This is a genomic window from Rothia sp. SD9660Na, assembly GCF_030064065.1.
GTDB lineage: Bacteria > Actinomycetota > Actinomycetes > Actinomycetales > Micrococcaceae > Rothia.
Window position 1 is genome coordinate 1,052,934 of sequence record NZ_CP125946.1, and the last position, 15,882, is coordinate 1,068,815.

Genomic DNA, 15,882 nt, shown 5'->3' on the forward strand with positions numbered 1-15,882 from the left:
TTTATTCAGATTAAAAGGCTGGGGCCCTCAGTAGGAGGGCCCCGGCCTTTTGCTGTGGGAAAGGGTTTAGAGCATCCCCACGATCACATCGAAGAAGCGGATAAAGATAATACCGAAAATCAAGATGTAGACCAGAATGATGGAGAACCAGGTCCAGTTGGGGGCCGCTCGACGGATACTCTCAGGTGCGGGTATCACCCCGGCATGAATATTGCGGGTGGTGACCTTGACGAAAATGGCAGTTTGCATAATCCACACGATCATGCAGAAGAGGCAGAGGGCGTTGATGTCAAAAGTGGTGTTGTACCAGAGCCACACCACAAAGGCCATGGCTAGGGTGTGGCCCACCTGCATAGCCACCCAGTACCAGCGGGCAAAGGATGCACCGGCAATCAGGGCGGTTGAAATTGCAAGGACGATGGCGTAACCAGCAATACCGATAAAGGGGTTGGGGAAGCCGAAGGCTTCAGCCTGCCAGGTGCGCATGACGGTGCCGCAGTTGAGTAGGGCGTTGATATCACAGACAGACTTGTGGGCCCCGTCCATATAAATCTGCAAGCGCTCATAAACCAGCATGGCGGCAGCGCCGAAGGCTAGCAGGCCGGGAATGAGGGTAAACCAGGCGAGCCTGCGGTCTAGCTGGGCTTGGCTGATGGAGCTAGCAGTATCGGTGGTGTTCACAGGGGTAGACACGGTGAATCCTTAGGATGTACAAAACTTTCTTTCCCCATACTACGGGGCAGGCTGCTAGCGAGGTCGGTTTTGCAGAGGGAGGCAGGTTTTCTTTACAAAGTTCCCAGGTAAGGACGCCCGTGGTCTCCTTCCCGGTGCAGGGCGGCTCGGTGCGGGTTGAGTTCGGATATAGATGGGGTGAAAAGGCCCCGGGTATGAGAGAATGGGGGAGGTAGTGTGCCGCCCGCACGCGGTGGCACTACCCAGCAGGCACCCCGACACGGCCGGTGACGCTCTGCCTCCCCGCAGACGTCCTTACCGTCTTGCCCTCACAAGTGCAGCCCTAGTACTGCCTCGGGTTGATGCCGCTGGCCCGGTACCCCTCGGCATGGAGCATAGAAGCCTTGACCTGTCGAGTACGCCAAGGAGCAGGGCTCTACCGGGTAACCGAGGATTTCGGTGGACCGACCAAATGCGCGGTCAGGGACCACCGACAGCAGGCAAGACCCCCGGTGCGGTGGGGGCAAACGAACACAAGGAGAGTGAAGGCTGATGAGCAGCGAGAAGCCCGAGGTAGTAGAAAACCTCGAAGAAAACCAGGCTGTAGAAACCACCGGGCAGGCAGATCAGCTTGCCGAGGTTGCCACCGAGGTTGATGAATCTCAGGCCAAGGGGCCCGAAGCCAAGGCACTAGTTGAGACCGAGGGTGCCGAAGGGCCCCAGCAGGCAGAGGCTAATGACCAGCATCAGGCCGCTGAGAGTCCCTCGTCTGAAGAAGAGAAGGCCGAAGAAGAAGCCCCCTCAAGCGAGGCTAGTGATAGTGCCGAAGAGGCGGCTTCAGAAAGCACCGAAGAGCCGGTGGTTCCCCAGAAGAGCCTGCGTGAGCTCAAGGAGGAGGAGCTGGCCCAGGTTAATGCTGCTGTTAGCTCCAACAACCTACTCTTCTACTCGCCCAACATGGACGAAATCATGGAGCAGCTCCGGGCTGAAAAGGAAGCCCGCCGCCAGGCTGAGGAAGCCGAGCGCCGTGAGCGTCGTTTGGCTGACCTGGATCCGGAAATCACCTCCCACCGTCGCCGCCGCCGCCGCAGGGGAGATGCTGACTTAGAATTTGAGGGCGGTACCGATGGCGACCCCGAGGACACCATCGTTAAGGTACGCGCCCCGCGCCTGTCTGACTCCCACAGCACCAACCGGGTCACCGGCGTCCGCGGCTCCACCCGCCTGGAAGCCAAGCGCATCCGTCGCCGCGAAACCCGCGCCACCGGCCGCCGCCGCCAGATCATTACCGAGGCTGAGTTCTTGGCCCGTCGTGAGTCCGTTGACCGCCAGATGCTGGTACGCCAGAAGGACGACCGCATTCAGATTGGCGTGCTTGAAGACGGCGTGCTGGCTGAGCACTTTGTCTCCAAGACCCAGCAGGACTCCCTGATCGGTAACGTCTACTTGGGTAAGGTTCAGAACGTTCTTCCCTCCATGGAAGCTGCCTTCGTGGACATCGGCCGTGGCCGCAACGCCGTTCTCTACGCTGGTGAAGTCAACTGGGACGTCACCGGCCTCGACGGTGCCCCCCGCAAGATCGAAAATGCCCTCAAGGCAGGCGACTCGGTACTGGTGCAGGTCACCAAAGACCCCGTCGGTCACAAGGGCGCCCGCCTGACCAGCCAGGTCTCCCTGCCCGGCCGCTACCTGGTCTACGTGCCCGGCGGATCCATGACCGGTATCTCCCGCAAGCTGCCCGACGTTGAGCGTCAGCGCCTGAAGAAGATCCTCAAGGACCGTGTGCCTGAGGACGCCGGCGTCATTGTCCGCACCGCCGCAGAGGGCGCCAGCGAGGAAGAGCTGAGCAACGACATCAACCGCCTGCGCGTGCAGTGGGAAGAAATTAAGGCCAAGAGCGAATCCCGCAAAGTTCTGGCCCCCGAACTGCTCTATCAGGAACCCGACCTGACCATCAAGACCGTGCGCGATGTCTTCAACGAAGACTTCACCTCCATGATGGTGCAGGGCTCGGACGCCTGGGACTCCATCGAAGCCTACGTCACCTACGTTGCTCCCGACCTACTGGACCGCCTGAAGAAGTGGGAAGAGGACGATGACCTCTTTGACCACTACCGGATTGAAGAGCAGCTGGCTAAGGCCCTGGACCGCAAGGTCTACCTGCCCTCCGGCGGCTCCCTGGTCATTGACCGTACCGAAGCGATGACCGTGGTGGACGTCAATACCGGCAAGTTCATCGGCTCCGGCGGCAACCTGGAAGAGACCGTCACCAAGAACAACCTGGAAGCAGCCGAAGAAATCGTCCGCCAGCTACGCCTACGCGATATCGGCGGCATCGTGGTCATCGACTTCATCGACATGGTGCTCGAATCCAACCGTGACCTAGTACTGCGCCGCTTGGTAGAGTGCCTGGGCCGCGACCGCACCAAGCACCAGGTGGCCGAAGTGACCTCCCTGGGCCTGGTACAGATGACCCGCAAGCGCATGGGCACCGGCCTGCTCGAAGTCTTCTCAGAACCCTGTGAAGCCTGTGCTGGCCGCGGTATTCTCGTGCACGACCAGCCCCTCAAGGGCCGCTCTGGTGGTGCCAGCGACTTCATCCACCGTGCCGAGCGCGATGACCGCAAGCGCTACCGCAACCAGAAGACCCAAAACCGCCACGACTTCACCGAGGTCGACGAAGAGACCGAGCAGAAGACTGAGGCTCGCAAGGCTGCTCTGGCCAACATTGTTGCCGCCAGCTCCCACCACGGGGACGAGCAGGAAGAAACTGAGTCCAAGTCAGCCCGCAAGCGTAAGCGCCGCAAGCGCAATCGCCGTGCCGAGGTGGGGAGTGAGCTGGAAAACCAGCAGGGTCAGGACGCCCGCGGTGAGCAGGTGCTCACTATTGGCGATGAGGTCATTGAGCTGCCCACCGGTGTAGAGGCAGAATCTGAAGAGAACATGGGGGAGCAGGGCTCCTTCACTCTCGAATCTCTGGCTGCTGTTTTTGACACCGAAGCTGAGGCTGACACCGAGGCCGAAGTGCGTTCCGAGGAACGCTCAAAGGGCCGGAACCAGTCCAAGCGCCGAGGCGGCAAGAAGCGGGAAGACATCTCAGCAGATGACTTCTCCGTCAACTCCGATGCCTCACTCGATGTAGACCCCGAAGTTGACTCCCGCTTCACTCAGAACTCATCACGTCTCGACGCGATTCGTGCCGGTGAAGCCCGTGCCCGCGCCTCCCAAAAGGCCGGACGCGACTATGAGCCGCGCGAGGGCGAAGAAGCAGCAAACTCAGGTGAGCGCTCTGGCCGTAACGACCGAGCCGGCCGTGCAGACCGCACCGACCGCCACGGCACCCGCAACCAGGACGGGTCAGGCAAGGGCCGCACCCGCAAGCCCCGCCGCGCCTCAAGCACCGACGTCAAGTACGTCGCCCCCATCGAGGTCGCAGCAGACCCGACCGTCACCGGTGTTGCCATCCCCGGCAAGAAGGTTGAAGCACCCGGTGAAACCCCCGCCGAGGCGTCCGCACCCGCAGCAGCTACCAGCGAAGCACCCCGCAAGAAGCGCCGCTCCCGCCGCGCCGTCAGCTCAGGTGCCGGCTCCACCGAGGTACGCACCGAAGAGGTCAAGGCCGCAACCGGTAGCTCCGTAGTCGCCAGCATCGACCAGGCTACTAAGCCCGCCGCATCCAGCGATGACGCCCCCGTCATGCTCGGCGTCGGCGTCTCAGCTGCAGATATCAAGCGTGTAGGTAACTAAAGATCCGGGGAATAAAAGGCCCCTCCGCCGACTAACCTTCTTGCTGATTCGCTGGCGCTCATAAGCAATTCATGCCAGACCCAGCCAGTCGGCTTCGGGGCCTTCACCTCCCCGGATCCTGAGTGGTTCACCACATATCTTGCTCAGCACCGGCTCACCACGTAAACTGGTGAGTCGGTGCTGTTTCCACAAGCAAGCGTTAGCGTGGACTCAGCTAGGCATATTCCACCCGGGATAAGGCCACACCATCTCAAAACGACAGAGCCTGAAACCGCCCGGTACGTACTGAGCAAACCGGGTCACCACCTTGCTGTTGAGCCCGAGTTCCTTTCAGGAAGACTCGTTTTGAACCATTAAAATGACGTCAAGAAGAAGTGAGTTCCCAAGTGGCATACGCAATTGTCCGCGCTGGCGGCCGCCAGGAAAAGGTCTCAGTTGGAGACCTGGTTACCCTTGACCGCGTCGCTGGCGAGCCCGGTAGCACCATTGAGCTGCCCGTGCTGATGCTGGTTGACGGCGACAAGGTCACCGTTGATGCAAAGTCCCTGGCTTCAGCCAAGGTCACCGCAGAAAAGATCGAAGACCTCCGCGGTCCCAAGATCGTTATTCAGAAGTACAAGAACAAGACCGGCTACAAGAAGCGTCAGGGCTTCCGCGCCGAACTGACCACCGTTAAGATCACCGCGATCAACGCATAAGTTCAGCTTAGACTGGTTTTATCCCAACATTCTTTGACCTAAGGTAGGCATCAATGGCACATAAGAAGGGCGCAAGCTCCACCCGTAACGGCCGTGACTCAAACCCCCAGTACCTCGGTGTTAAGCGCTACGGCGGCGAGACCGTCAACGCAGGCGAAATCCTCGTTCGTCAGCGCGGCACCCACTTCCACCCCGGCAACAACGTAGGCCGCGGTGGCGACGACACCCTGTTCGCTCTGGCAGCAGGTAAGGTCGAATTCGGTACCCGCAAGGGCCGCAAGGTAGTCAACATCCTTGCAGCCGCTGAGTAAGGCCTAAACACCTCACCTCAGTAGAAGGGCGATTACGGGGCAACTCGTAATCGCCCTTTTGCGTACCTCACCTCCGCAAAGCCGCCCCGCGGGCGTCCGCCCGTAAACCAGAGGGGGACCGGCGTCGGGGCGACCCTGTAGACTAGATAACCAAACCAAACTTTTTTGAAGGAGCTTGCACTCGTGGCAGAATTTGTAGATCGCGTGGTCCTACACGTAACCGGTGGGCACGGTGGGCACGGCTGTGTCTCGGTTCGCCGTGAGAAGTTTAAGCCCCTCGGCGGCCCCAACGGCGGTAACGGCGGCAAGGGCGGCGACGTCATCCTGCGCGTAAACGCCCAGATCACCACCCTGCTCGAATACCACCACAGCCCCCACCAGAGCGCCCCCAACGGCGACATCGGGCGAGGAGATATGTCCCACGGCTTCAACGGCCAAGACCTGATTCTGCCCGTACCCCAAGGCACCGTGGTCAAGGACCGCGACGGCAACGTGCTGGCCGACCTGGTGCGCATCGGTGACGAATTCGTTGCAGCTGAAGGCGGCATCGGCGGTAAGGGCAACGCCGCCCTGGCCTCCACCAAACGCAAGGCCCCCGGTTTTGCCCTGCTCGGTATTCCCGGTTCAACTCGCGATATCGTGCTGGAACTTAAGTCCATCGCAGACATTGCCCTGGTGGGCTACCCCTCAGCCGGTAAGTCCTCCCTCATTGCAGCTATTTCTGCAGCTCGCCCCAAGATCGCTGACTACCCCTTCACCACCCTGATTCCCAACCTGGGTGTGGTGCAGGCTGGCGATACCCGCTACACCGTAGCCGATGTTCCCGGCCTGATTGAAGGTGCCTCCGAAGGTAAGGGCCTGGGCCACCGCTTCCTGCGCCACGTGGAGCGCTCCAGCGCCCTGGTGCACGTGATTGACTGCGCCACCCTAGAGCCCAACCGCGACCCCATCAGCGACTTCGACGTGATTCGTGGGGAACTTGAAAACTACGAGGTTGACCCCACCGCCGGCGTCACCGTGCCCCTCAACGAGCGCCCCCAGATTATCGTGCTCAACAAGATCGACGTGCCCGAAGCGCGCGAGCTGGCCGAGTTCGTCCGCCCCATGTTTGAAGAGCGCGGCTACCGGGTCTTTGAAATCTCAACCGCCTCCCACGAAGGTCTCAAGCAGCTGACCTTCGCTATGGCAGAGCTCGTTGAAGCAGACCGCAAGGCCCGCAAGAAGAGTAAGAGCGCCCCCGCAGAAGACGTTGCCGTGGTCAAGCCCAAGGGCTTCCGCTCCAAGAAGCGCCAGGAATTCATCATCCGCAAGGAAGAGCGCAATCTTGAGCCCCTCTTCCGCGTCATCGGTGAGAAGCCTGAGCGCTGGATTAAGCAGACCGACTTCAACAACGACGAAGCTGTGGGCTACCTGGCTGACCGCCTCAACCGCCTGGGCGTTGAAGATGAGCTCTTCAAGGCCGGTGCTGTTGCCGGTGACGCTGTGGTGATCGGTGAAGAAGTGGACGCCGTGGTCTTTGACTGGGAGCCCACCATGGTTGGCGGCGCCGAGCTGCTCTCATCCCCGCGCGGTACCGATGCCCGCCTTGAGGAAATCATTCGCCCTACCCGTGCCCAGCGCAAGGCTGAGTTCCACGAGCGTATGGACGCCAAGGCTGAGGCCCGTGCCGAGCTTGAGGCTGAGCGCGTGGCGGGTATCTGGACCGAGTCTGTCGACGAGGCCCGCGCCGCTAAGGCCAAGGCAGCTAAGGCTGAAAAGCGGGCTGCCAAGCGCGCGGCAGAGGAAGAGTAAGAGGGGCTAGGGCGGTTTTCTTCGCCCCGCTCTTATTTCACTATGTGTAAGGAGTCGCCCCGGGTAGTGTGCCCGGGGCGACTCTGCTCTATATTCATAGAAGCTAAAGTTAACACTTTAAGGGAGCTAATCAATTGGATTTGAAGGACGCCTTCCAGGCTAGCGCCGAGTCACGCGGCAAGCACCGCCGCAGCCCCATCATCGAACGCTCCGACATGCCACGGGCTAAGCGGATCGTGGTGAAGGTGGGTTCTTCGTCCCTGACCTCCATCGAAAACTCCCTGGACGAGCTGGCTATCGCCACTATCTCCGATGTGCTGGCTAAGAAGAAAAAAGAGCACCCCTCTATCGAGCTGGTCTTTGTGTCCTCGGGTGCTATCGCTGCCGGCCTGGCCCCGCTGGGCCTGTCGCGCCGTCCTAAAGATTTGGCAACCCAGCAGGCGGCGGCGTCCGTCGGCCAGTCCTTACTGATGAGCCGCTATACCGATATCTTTACCCGCTACGGCGTTACCGTTTCCCAGGTGCTGCTGACTGCCGAAGACCTCATGGCCCGGGACCGCTACCAGAACGCCCACCGCCAGTTAGAGCGCCTGCTTGATTTGGGGGTCATGCCCATTATCAACGAGAACGATGCGGTAGCTACCCGCGAAATCCGCTTCGGCGATAATGACCGTATCGCGGCCCTTGTGGCCCACACCGTCAAAGCCGACGCCCTGCTTCTGCTCTCGGACGTGGATGCCCTCTACACCCGCCACCCCGACCAGGGCGGCGAGCGTGTGAGCAGCGTGCGTAACGAAGCTGACCTGGCTGGTCTGTCGATTGGGTCGGTGGGGTCTGCCGGTGTGGGCTCCGGTGGTATGGTGACGAAGGTGAAGGCTGCCCAGGTGGCGGCGGCGTCCGGAATTCCTGCCCTGGTGACCAGCGCGGCTCACGCCCGCGCCGCTTTTGCCGGTGAGGACGTCGGCACCTGGTTCTACGCCACCGGCGAGCGCCGCCCGGTGCAGACCCTCTGGCTGGAGCATCTGGCCGATATTGAGGGCTCAATTACCGTGGATGCGGGTGCTGCTGCCGCCCTGCGCCGCCGTCGTTCTCTGCTGGCAGCCGGTGTGCTGGGTGTTCAGGGCTCGTTTGAGGGTGGTAGCCCCGTGGTGATCGTTGATGAGGGCGGCGAGGTGCTGGCTCATGCCCTGAGTTCTTATACTGCCGGTGAGACCGCCCAGATGGTGGGTCTGCACACCGAGCAGATTCAGCGCACTATGGGGGAGACCTACGACGGTACGGTAGCGCACGCCGATAATATTGCGCTGGTGGCCCCCACCCAGTAGTAATCACCGGCCCCAGTAATACTGGGCCCTTGCGCGGGTGCGGCGGTAGGATAGTTTCAAGGTTGTTCAACCCCCCTATACATAAGGAGACGCTCATGGGCGAGCAGGTACACGTGAGTGACGATGTGATGCGGCAGGTCACCGATATGGCGGTGGATGCCCGTATCGCCTCCCGCCGTCTGGCCAAGGCCGATACCCGGTGGAAGAACCGGGCTTTGCTAGCTGTTGCCGATTCACTCGAAAAGCATTCGGCGGTGATTATTGAGCAGAACGCCCAGGATCTTGAACGGGAGCGGGAAGCCGGTATGAGCGAGGCTATGCTGGACCGCCTGCGCTTGACCGAGCACCGGGTAGTTGAGCTTGCGGACGCCCTGCGCGAGCTGGTTGCCCTGCCCGACCCGGTGGGGGAGCTGGTGCGCGGTTCAACCCTGCCGAACGGCCTGCGGATGCAGCAGGTGCGGGTGCCCCTGGGCGTGGTGGGCGCTATTTATGAGGCTCGCCCCAATGTAACGGTTGATATCGCTGGCTTAGCTATTAAGGCCGGTAACGCGGTGATGCTGCGCGGCGGTTCAGCTGCTGCCAAGAGCAACCAGGTGATTGTTCGTATTATCCGCGATGCCCTGCACGCTACCGGCCTGCCGATTGACTCGGTGCAGTCGGTGGACGAGTTCGGCCGTGAGGGCGCTGCGGCCATGATGCTTTCCCGCGGTCACATTGATGTGCTGATTCCCCGTGGTGGGCACAGCCTGATTCAGTCGGTGGTGCAGAACGCTAAGGTGCCGGTGATTGAGACCGGTGAGGGTAACTGCCACATCTTCCTCGATGTCACCGCCGACCCGGAAAAATCCGCGGAGATTCTGGTGAATGCTAAGACCCAGCGGCCCGGTACCTGTAACACTGTAGAAACCCTGCTGCTGGCCGAGGGCGCGAAAGCCGCTCCGGGCGTCCTTGCGGCCCTGGCTAAGGCGGGGGTAACCCTGCATGCGGACGCCGCCACCCGCGCCATCCTGCCCGAGGGCGCAGACGCGGTAGAAGCAACCGAGGAGGACTGGGCCACCGAATACGGCTCCCTGGACCTAGCGGTTAAGACAGTGCCCGATGTTCGCGCAGCTATCGCCCATATTCGCGAATACTCGACCGGCCACTCCGAGGCGATTCTGACCAACGACATCGCCAATGCCGAGAAGTTTATTCGCGACGTTGACTCCGCGGCGGTGTACGTGAACGCCTCCACCCGATTTACGGACGGCGGCCAATTCGGCCTGGGGGCTGAGGTTGGCATCTCGACCCAGAAACTGCACGCCCGCGGCCCCATGGGCCTAGAACAGCTCACCACCACCAAGTGGATCGTGCGCGGCGACTGGCACAGCCGCGACTAAAAGCAGAAAAATCGCACCTGCTACCGGGTAAAGTCCCGCTCATAGAGCGCGAAACCCGGTAGCATGGTAATAAACCCATACTTGACCGCACTGGCGCGGCCACACACCGCCCAGCCTCGAAAGGTACACACATGTTTTCATCTGTACTTGCATCAGGCTCCACCGCACTTGCCTCAGAAGAAGGTAGCCACCAGCTCGAACTGCTCGGCATGCCCACCTACTGGTTCGCTATTATCGGCTTCATTGTCTTCGGCATTCTCTTCCTCATTACCATCTCATTCTCAGGCCGCGGCGTTGTACGCCCCGACCATGCAGCAGACCACCTCTCCCACGAAGAGACCGATGCCCTGCGCGACTACCAGAGCAAGCACAAGCGCTAAACTTTTCTCCACCACACTTCGGCGCGGTGCCCGCACCACCCGGTAACCGGGGGAGCGGGCCCGCGCCGAAGCCGTACATACAAAAGCGAGCAGGAGACCCGTGATTCGTCCCGCCCATGAAATCCGACGTGAGCTCGGTATCCCCGAACCCGACCCCGCCACCACCCGCGTGGGGGTCATGGGTGGCACCTTCGACCCCATTCACCACGGGCACCTGGTTGCGGCCAGCGAAGTCGCTGCCGTGCTCAGTCTCGACGAAGTAATTTTCGTGCCCACCGGCAACCCCTGGCAGAAGGCCAACAAACAGGTCACCGCCCCCGAGCACCGCTACCTGATGACGGTGATTGCCACCGCTTCTAACCCCCGCTTCACCGTAAGCCGGGTCGATATTGACCGCCAGGGCCCTACCTTCACCATCGATACCCTCACCGACCTACGAACCGAGCGCCCCAACGTCGAGCTCTTCTTCATCACCGGTGCCGACGCCATGAGCCAAATTACCACCTGGAAGGACGCCCACAAGATGTGGGACCTCGCCACCTTCGTGGCGGTCACCCGCCCCGGCCACGAACTGACCGTGCCCGAAGAAGCGCAGGGGCGCGTCCGCGTCATCGAAATACCGGCCATGGCCATCTCGTCGACCGACATTCGCGACCGCGCTCGCAACGACCTGCCTGTCTGGTACCTGGTGCCCGATGGGGTAGTGCAGTACATCAATAAATACAGCCTCTACACCGGCGACGACACCGGCACCTCGGGCAGCGGCTACGTAGCTGGCCTGCCCCGGCTGAAATAAAACCAAAGACCACCTCGGCTAAGAACCTTCACCACTTGTCTGGGTTGATAGCATTAACCACAAGAACCAGGCATCCCACTCAAGGAAACACTGTGAGCACACGACCCGATCAGGCCGCGGACGGCCAGAACGACGAGACACCCGCCTACCTCACCGAAAGCTACGTCACTGAGGACGGGATAGAAATCCCGCCCCCGACCCGCCCTATGGGCCCGCGCCGTCTGAGCCGCTACTACGAAGAGGTCGCTGAATACCTGCGCGCCCTGCAGCGGGGGGACGAAGAGTTGCCCGAGGTGCCCATGTTTATGGGGGCCATCGAGGGTGTAGAAGTAGAGCAGGACGCCGCCCGCTCCCTGGTTGACCTGTCGCAGATGGGCAGCATCAGCACCGGTGAGGGCGAGAAGCTCGACGTAGATTTCGATAACACCCGTGCCACTGTGGTCGAAGATCCCCTCGCTCACATTGACCAGCAGGTTCTCGGCGCTGACTACTCCGAGCAGGCTGAAGCTACCGAGCAGGTAGACTTCGCCGCTGCCGCCGGCGAAATCACCGGTGAAAGTGACTTCGTGAGCGTTGATGAGCTGCAGGTAGAAGAGCGTAAGGCCGAGGAACCCGTCGTCACCACAAACCCTGAGGCGATTGCCGCTATCATCGCCCGCGCCCAGGCCAAGGACGATGAATATAGGGCAACCCACCCCGAAGAAGAAACCGAAGCGGAGCTCGCCGAAGACGCGCAGAGCGGTCCCGTCACCGAACTCTTCACCGCAGGCCAGCACACCCCGGACCTGCCCGCCCCCGTCCGCGCGGTTGATGCCCAGGGCCTGGATCTCACCGAAATTGACACTGCCGATGTGACTGACCCGGCCACCAGCACCCTAGCCAGCGACAGTGACGGTGCGGTAGACTCTGATAGTTCTGAAGAAAATGCCGAGGCCCCCGAAGGGTATACCTACGAGCCGCAGGCAGAAGCGGACGAAGAGACCACCGAGTCTGCACCTGAGACCCCGGTGGCGGCCCCCGGCCCCGACCAGGAAGAAGACGCTCAGCGCTTCAACTTCGCAGGTACCGTCAAACAAACGGACGAAGCCCCCTCCAGCGACCTTGCCGAAGTGGAACAAGAAGCAGCAGCAACCTACAGCCCAGAAACATCAGAGGGTCGATCCACCGGCGCTATCGTAGCCGTCGTGGGCCTCCTGCTTCTCGTGCTTGTGCTGGCCACCGTGTGGTTCCTTTTCTTCAGTTAAAGATTTAGTTGAATGAGACCCCAAAAGGTTTGGGGAATGATTTGCTCGGAAAGGGCGAAATGACTGCAGCTGCAGAGTCTATTGAAGCGTTGAAGGTAGCCGCACGCGCGGCCGACGACATGCAGGGAACCAACCTGCTGGCCGTCGACGCTTCTGACATTATGGGTTTGATCGACGGCTTCCTAGTCGTCTCAGCCCACAACGAACGCCTGGTCAACGCGATTGTTGACGAGGTTGAAGATAAGCTCCGTGAAGAACTGGGCCTCAAGCCCCTGCGCCGCGAAGGCCGTGCAGAAGGCCGCTGGGTGCTCCTGGACTTCGGCGACATCGTAGTGCACGTACAGCACGAAGAAGACCGCGCCTTCTACGCCCTCGACCGCCTCTGGGGCGACGCCCCCCGCATCGACCTGGGCCTAGAGAGCGAAGCTGGTGCCATCGATACTGAAGGTGCCGAAGCTGACTTCGAGATCATCACTCCCGAAGCGGATTTGATGAACCAGCGCGAAGACTAGAAGCTCATCCTAAGAGGGGTTGCGCAGGCTCGCGCTCGCTGCGAGCCTGCTCCACACCCAACTTCCCTGCGTTAGGGGAGTAGGGTGGGGCGTCCTTTTATGGACATAGGTTGAACAGCCCATGAATATTGTGTGATGCAGTTCATAGGTGCTGGTGGGCTCTCGATTTGCGTGAGCCCTTGTGGGTGCCATAAGATAGAACAGTCGCCGCGAGAGCGGGGAATAAATGAATAAGGGGCTATGGCGCAGTTGGTAGCGCGTCTGCATGGCATGCAGAAGGTCAGGGGTTCGAATCCCCTTAGCTCCACGGGGGTATGGCGCAGTTGGTAGCGCGTCTGCATGGCATGCAGAAGGTCAGGGGTTCGAATCCCCTTACCTCCACCATCAAGACCGTTCCTGTGAAAGTTTAACAGGGGCGGTCTTTTTTGCTTAAGGGTAGAACTGGGGTAGGCGCTCGGGTTGAGGGTCTGTTAAGCCATAGAAACTATTGACTTTCGATAGGTGGCTATTGATAATCGATACATGGATACATTTGCACGGCGAATCCTCATCGCCATACTCACCCTATTCATCGTCGTCCTCTTTCTCGGCCAGCTCCTTGTGCCCATCGCAGCCAATGAATCAGCCGAGGTCCACCCCGAGGTGCTCCACCTTGTAACCCCCTACTCAACCCTAGGAATAGCCTCCCTGCTATGCTTTCAGCTAGCTGCCGTCCTGCTGTGCAAGCTACTGGGAAAGAGCGCCACACCCGGCTTCTGGAATGGCGCCACACGGGCTCTTATTCAGGCGGTGGGGGCGCTCTGCGTCCTGGGCTTTGTTATCCCTGCTGGGGTGGCGATACACTTGTGTGTCACGATGAATGCCGGCGGCGTGCTCATTCTGCTTGGCCTAGTGATGTCAACCCTGGCCGCAATCGGGTTTATTTGCGTTACCTGTTTAGCGGTCCGCACCTATGATAAGGCCCGCACCGAGCATGAAGAATTGGAGGCCGTCATTTGATTAAGGTCAAGCTCAATGTGTTGCTTGCCGAACGGGGTATGAGCGTCAACGAATTCGCGGAGGCTGTTGGTATTACCCCAGCTAATATCGCTGTACTGAAAAACGGGCGTGCGAAAGCGATACGCTTCACCACTCTCGAAAGCATTTGCAAGGTACTCGACTGTAGTGTGAGCGACGTTCTCGAATTCGTGGACGACGAAGGGCCAGCTAGCTTCGAGCGGTAGAGCACCGGAGAAGTAACTAGGCAGGAGGCTCGACCTAAAGAGTCACATCTCGAAGGGCCCAGGAGTTCTTTAGATCCTCAAGCCCTGTGAAACCTTGGGGCTGGGTACACCACGGATAGGGCTATAGGGAGTAGAGCCTCCTCTGGTTCTCTTGTAGAACCGGTGCACAGTCCTCGCCGCGCTCAGCCGAAATGCACTCGATAAGCCGGCGCAGGCGTCCGCCCACTTCCTGCGCAAAAAGCTGGGTATCGAGCGCGTCGGTAGGCTGCTCGGGCAGGTCTGTCTCCAAAAGCAGGCGATCTGTGGGCACTTGGCGGAAGTACGCCCGTCCGCGCTTGCTCTCAACCATCTGCGGATGAACCGAAATGCACCCACCTGCCCTCATCAGCCGAGTCAGCTCGTCACTCGTTCCCCCAAACCGGTGAACCACTGGAACGATAGGGGAGCTGGGCACATCAAGCTTCTCAAAAAGATCAAGCATCGCCGTTGTTGCGCGGACGGCGTGCAAAGAGAGCACATAGGGCTTCTCAGTAGGTTGCCCATCCGCTGCCTGGAGAACCGCACTCAAAATGCGGCGCAGGGCCTCTACCTGCAGGTCGGCAGGGGAGGCCTCCAAGTGGCGGGGCAGAAAATCTAAACCAATCTCACCAATCAACCGGGTGCTTCGCACCTCAGCCTCAAAAATCTCAAGCTCAGCCTCAACCTGGGCAGACGAGGCCATCTGCCAGGGGTGAAAACCAAGAGACAGCAGGGGGCCATCTGGGGGAGCAGTTTCCCGAAGTTGCCGGTAGGCTGAGGGCTTCAGGGTCTGGGCAACCACCTGGACGCCCTGGGCTCGCAGCGCCTCGTCAAACGCTGGACGAAGCGCCGGGGCTAGGAAGTCATAGTGAAAGTGGGTGTCAAGCAGCATGCTAGCGGGGCTGAGGCAGGTGCTGACCTGCGGCGTCCTCCTCTCCCGCCTGGGAACCAAGATAGGGAGGCGCCGGAATCTCTTCCATACCGGCCAGCTGACGAATCACCTTACCCGCCAACATCTGCCCCATAATCGGGGGCATGTAGCTCATCGACCCCAGAGTCTCACCCTTAGCCTTAGCCCCGGGGACCTTCTCCACCTTGAAAGGCAACTCGGTGGAAAAGAGCACCTCAAGCCCGTAAATCTGGCGCTTGCGGCACTCGGCGCGAACCACCTTCGACATAGAACAGTTGTAGGTGCGGCGGATATTAGCGAACTGCAGCATGGTCGGGTCAAGACGGTTCGCCGCGCCCATCGACGCCACCAGGTTCAGACCCCGCTCAGCAGCCCACTGGTAGACAGCCAGCTTCTGGGTGATGGTATCGATGCAGTCAATGACATAGTCAGGGCGGGGGAACTTATCCAGAGTCTCAGCCAGGTTATCGGGGGTAAGGAAAACCCGCTCGGCGGTAACGGTGCAGTCGGGCTGGATCTCCTTAATCATGCCCTCCATGACCTCGGCCTTGACCTTGCCCAGGGTGGAGGTAAACGCCAGGGCCTGCCGGTTGATGTTGCTTTCTTCCACGACGTCGCGGTCCAGCACAATCAGGTTGCCGACACCGCCGCGGGCCAGAGCCTCAGCGCAGGCAGAACCTACGCCGCCAAGACCCAGCACCATGACGGTGGCGTCCTGAAGTTTCTGCAGGCCCTCGTTCTTAAAAAGTAGCCTCAACCGGGCAAAACGTTCGCTCTCAACACCCACAGGGTCTCCTCGAAAAGTCAGTGCGTCTAACCTGGACATTATGCCATATGGGTGGGAGCAGGGCGTGTGCCTCATGGGTTGAGGTCTTG

15 protein-coding genes and 2 tRNA genes are annotated in these 15,882 nt (G+C 60.5%); 14 read left to right on the forward strand and 3 right to left on the reverse strand.

Annotated features, from left to right (window positions below; translation table 11 throughout):
• Positions 1-66 precede the first annotated feature (66 nt).
• The gene (locus tag QM007_RS05070; RefSeq protein ID WP_283490835.1) at positions 67-693 is read right to left on the reverse strand and encodes a vitamin K epoxide reductase family protein; all 627 of its coding nucleotides are present in this window, start codon (positions 691-693) and stop codon (positions 67-69) included.
• 531 nt (positions 694-1,224) lie between these two features.
• On the opposite strand from QM007_RS05070, the gene QM007_RS05075 reads away from it, so the two are divergent.
• From QM007_RS05075 to QM007_RS05140, 14 genes are all read left to right on the forward strand, one after another.
• On the forward strand, positions 1,225-4,419 hold the full coding sequence (locus QM007_RS05075; protein WP_283490836.1) for an Rne/Rng family ribonuclease: 3,195 nt from the start codon (positions 1,225-1,227) through the stop codon (positions 4,417-4,419).
• A 386-nt stretch (positions 4,420-4,805) separates the two neighbouring features.
• Positions 4,806-5,117: a 50S ribosomal protein L21 gene (gene rplU, locus QM007_RS05080; RefSeq protein ID WP_135013897.1), complete on the forward strand. Its 312-nt coding sequence runs from the start codon at positions 4,806-4,808 to the stop codon at positions 5,115-5,117.
• A gap of 53 nt (positions 5,118-5,170) precedes the next feature.
• On the forward strand, positions 5,171-5,428 hold the full coding sequence (rpmA, locus tag QM007_RS05085; protein ID WP_135013898.1) for a 50S ribosomal protein L27: 258 nt from the start codon (positions 5,171-5,173) through the stop codon (positions 5,426-5,428).
• A gap of 183 nt (positions 5,429-5,611) precedes the next feature.
• On the forward strand, positions 5,612-7,219 hold the full coding sequence (obgE, locus tag QM007_RS05090; RefSeq protein WP_283490837.1) for a GTPase ObgE: 1,608 nt from the start codon (positions 5,612-5,614) through the stop codon (positions 7,217-7,219).
• A 215-nt stretch (positions 7,220-7,434) separates the two neighbouring features.
• The gene (gene proB, locus QM007_RS05095; protein ID WP_283491004.1) at positions 7,435-8,544 is read left to right on the forward strand and encodes a glutamate 5-kinase; all 1,110 of its coding nucleotides are present in this window, start codon (positions 7,435-7,437) and stop codon (positions 8,542-8,544) included.
• A 95-nt stretch (positions 8,545-8,639) separates the two neighbouring features.
• Entirely contained in the window at positions 8,640-9,923 is a 1,284-nt protein-coding gene (locus QM007_RS05100) for a glutamate-5-semialdehyde dehydrogenase (protein WP_283490838.1), read from the forward strand.
• Between the two features lie 131 nt (positions 9,924-10,054).
• Entirely contained in the window at positions 10,055-10,303 is a 249-nt protein-coding gene (locus QM007_RS05105; protein ID WP_283490839.1) for a hypothetical protein, read from the forward strand.
• A 100-nt stretch (positions 10,304-10,403) separates the two neighbouring features.
• The gene (nadD, locus tag QM007_RS05110; RefSeq protein WP_502949080.1) at positions 10,404-11,099 is read left to right on the forward strand and encodes a nicotinate-nucleotide adenylyltransferase; all 696 of its coding nucleotides are present in this window, start codon (positions 10,404-10,406) and stop codon (positions 11,097-11,099) included.
• A 92-nt stretch (positions 11,100-11,191) separates the two neighbouring features.
• Positions 11,192-12,343, forward strand: coding sequence for a prolipoprotein diacylglyceryl transferase (locus tag QM007_RS05115; protein WP_283490840.1), 1,152 nt, complete (start codon positions 11,192-11,194; stop codon positions 12,341-12,343).
• Positions 12,344-12,402: 59 nt separating this feature from the next.
• Positions 12,403-12,855 carry a ribosome silencing factor gene (gene rsfS, locus QM007_RS05120; protein ID WP_283490841.1) on the forward strand — a complete coding sequence of 151 codons (453 nt, stop codon included), beginning with the start codon at positions 12,403-12,405 and terminating at the stop codon, positions 12,853-12,855.
• 234 nt (positions 12,856-13,089) lie between these two features.
• A tRNA-Ala gene (locus QM007_RS05125) sits at positions 13,090-13,162 on the forward strand.
• Position 13,163: 1 nt separating this feature from the next.
• Positions 13,164-13,239, forward strand: a tRNA-Ala gene (locus tag QM007_RS05130).
• A 138-nt stretch (positions 13,240-13,377) separates the two neighbouring features.
• Positions 13,378-13,854 (forward strand): DUF2975 domain-containing protein, encoded by a 477-nt coding sequence (locus QM007_RS05135; RefSeq protein WP_283490842.1) that lies wholly within the window; start codon positions 13,378-13,380, stop codon positions 13,852-13,854.
• Positions 13,851-14,078 carry a helix-turn-helix domain-containing protein gene (locus QM007_RS05140; protein WP_272878551.1) on the forward strand — a complete coding sequence of 76 codons (228 nt, stop codon included), beginning with the start codon at positions 13,851-13,853 and terminating at the stop codon, positions 14,076-14,078. Before QM007_RS05135 ends, QM007_RS05140 begins: the two co-directional genes overlap by 4 nt.
• 121 nt (positions 14,079-14,199) lie before the next feature.
• Here QM007_RS05140 and QM007_RS05145 read toward each other — a convergent pair whose 3' ends face one another.
• Both QM007_RS05145 and QM007_RS05150 read right to left on the reverse strand, forming a co-directional pair.
• Complete coding sequence (locus tag QM007_RS05145; protein ID WP_283490843.1) at positions 14,200-14,988, reverse strand: TatD family hydrolase; 789 nt, start codon at positions 14,986-14,988, stop codon at positions 14,200-14,202.
• A 1-nt stretch (position 14,989) separates the two neighbouring features.
• Positions 14,990-15,793: a tRNA threonylcarbamoyladenosine dehydratase gene (locus tag QM007_RS05150; RefSeq protein ID WP_283490845.1), complete on the reverse strand. Its 804-nt coding sequence runs from the start codon at positions 15,791-15,793 to the stop codon at positions 14,990-14,992.
• Between the last annotated feature and the right edge of the window lie 89 nt (positions 15,794-15,882).

Coding starts and splice junctions, on each gene's coding strand:
- QM007_RS05075 (WP_283490836.1), top strand. CDS start 1,225: ATGAGCAGCGAGAAGCCCGAGGTAGTAGAAAACCTCGAAGAAAACCAG.
- rpmA (WP_135013898.1), top strand. CDS start 5,171: ATGGCACATAAGAAGGGCGCAAGCTCCACCCGTAACGGCCGTGACTCA.
- proB (WP_283491004.1), top strand. CDS start 7,435: ATGCCACGGGCTAAGCGGATCGTGGTGAAGGTGGGTTCTTCGTCCCTG.
- QM007_RS05100 (WP_283490838.1), top strand. CDS start 8,640: ATGGGCGAGCAGGTACACGTGAGTGACGATGTGATGCGGCAGGTCACC.
- QM007_RS05105 (WP_283490839.1), top strand. CDS start 10,055: ATGTTTTCATCTGTACTTGCATCAGGCTCCACCGCACTTGCCTCAGAA.
- rsfS (WP_283490841.1), top strand. CDS start 12,403: ATGACTGCAGCTGCAGAGTCTATTGAAGCGTTGAAGGTAGCCGCACGC.
- QM007_RS05135 (WP_283490842.1), top strand. CDS start 13,378: ATGGATACATTTGCACGGCGAATCCTCATCGCCATACTCACCCTATTC.
- QM007_RS05145 (WP_283490843.1), bottom strand. CDS start 14,988: ATGCTGCTTGACACCCACTTTCACTATGACTTCCTAGCCCCGGCGCTT.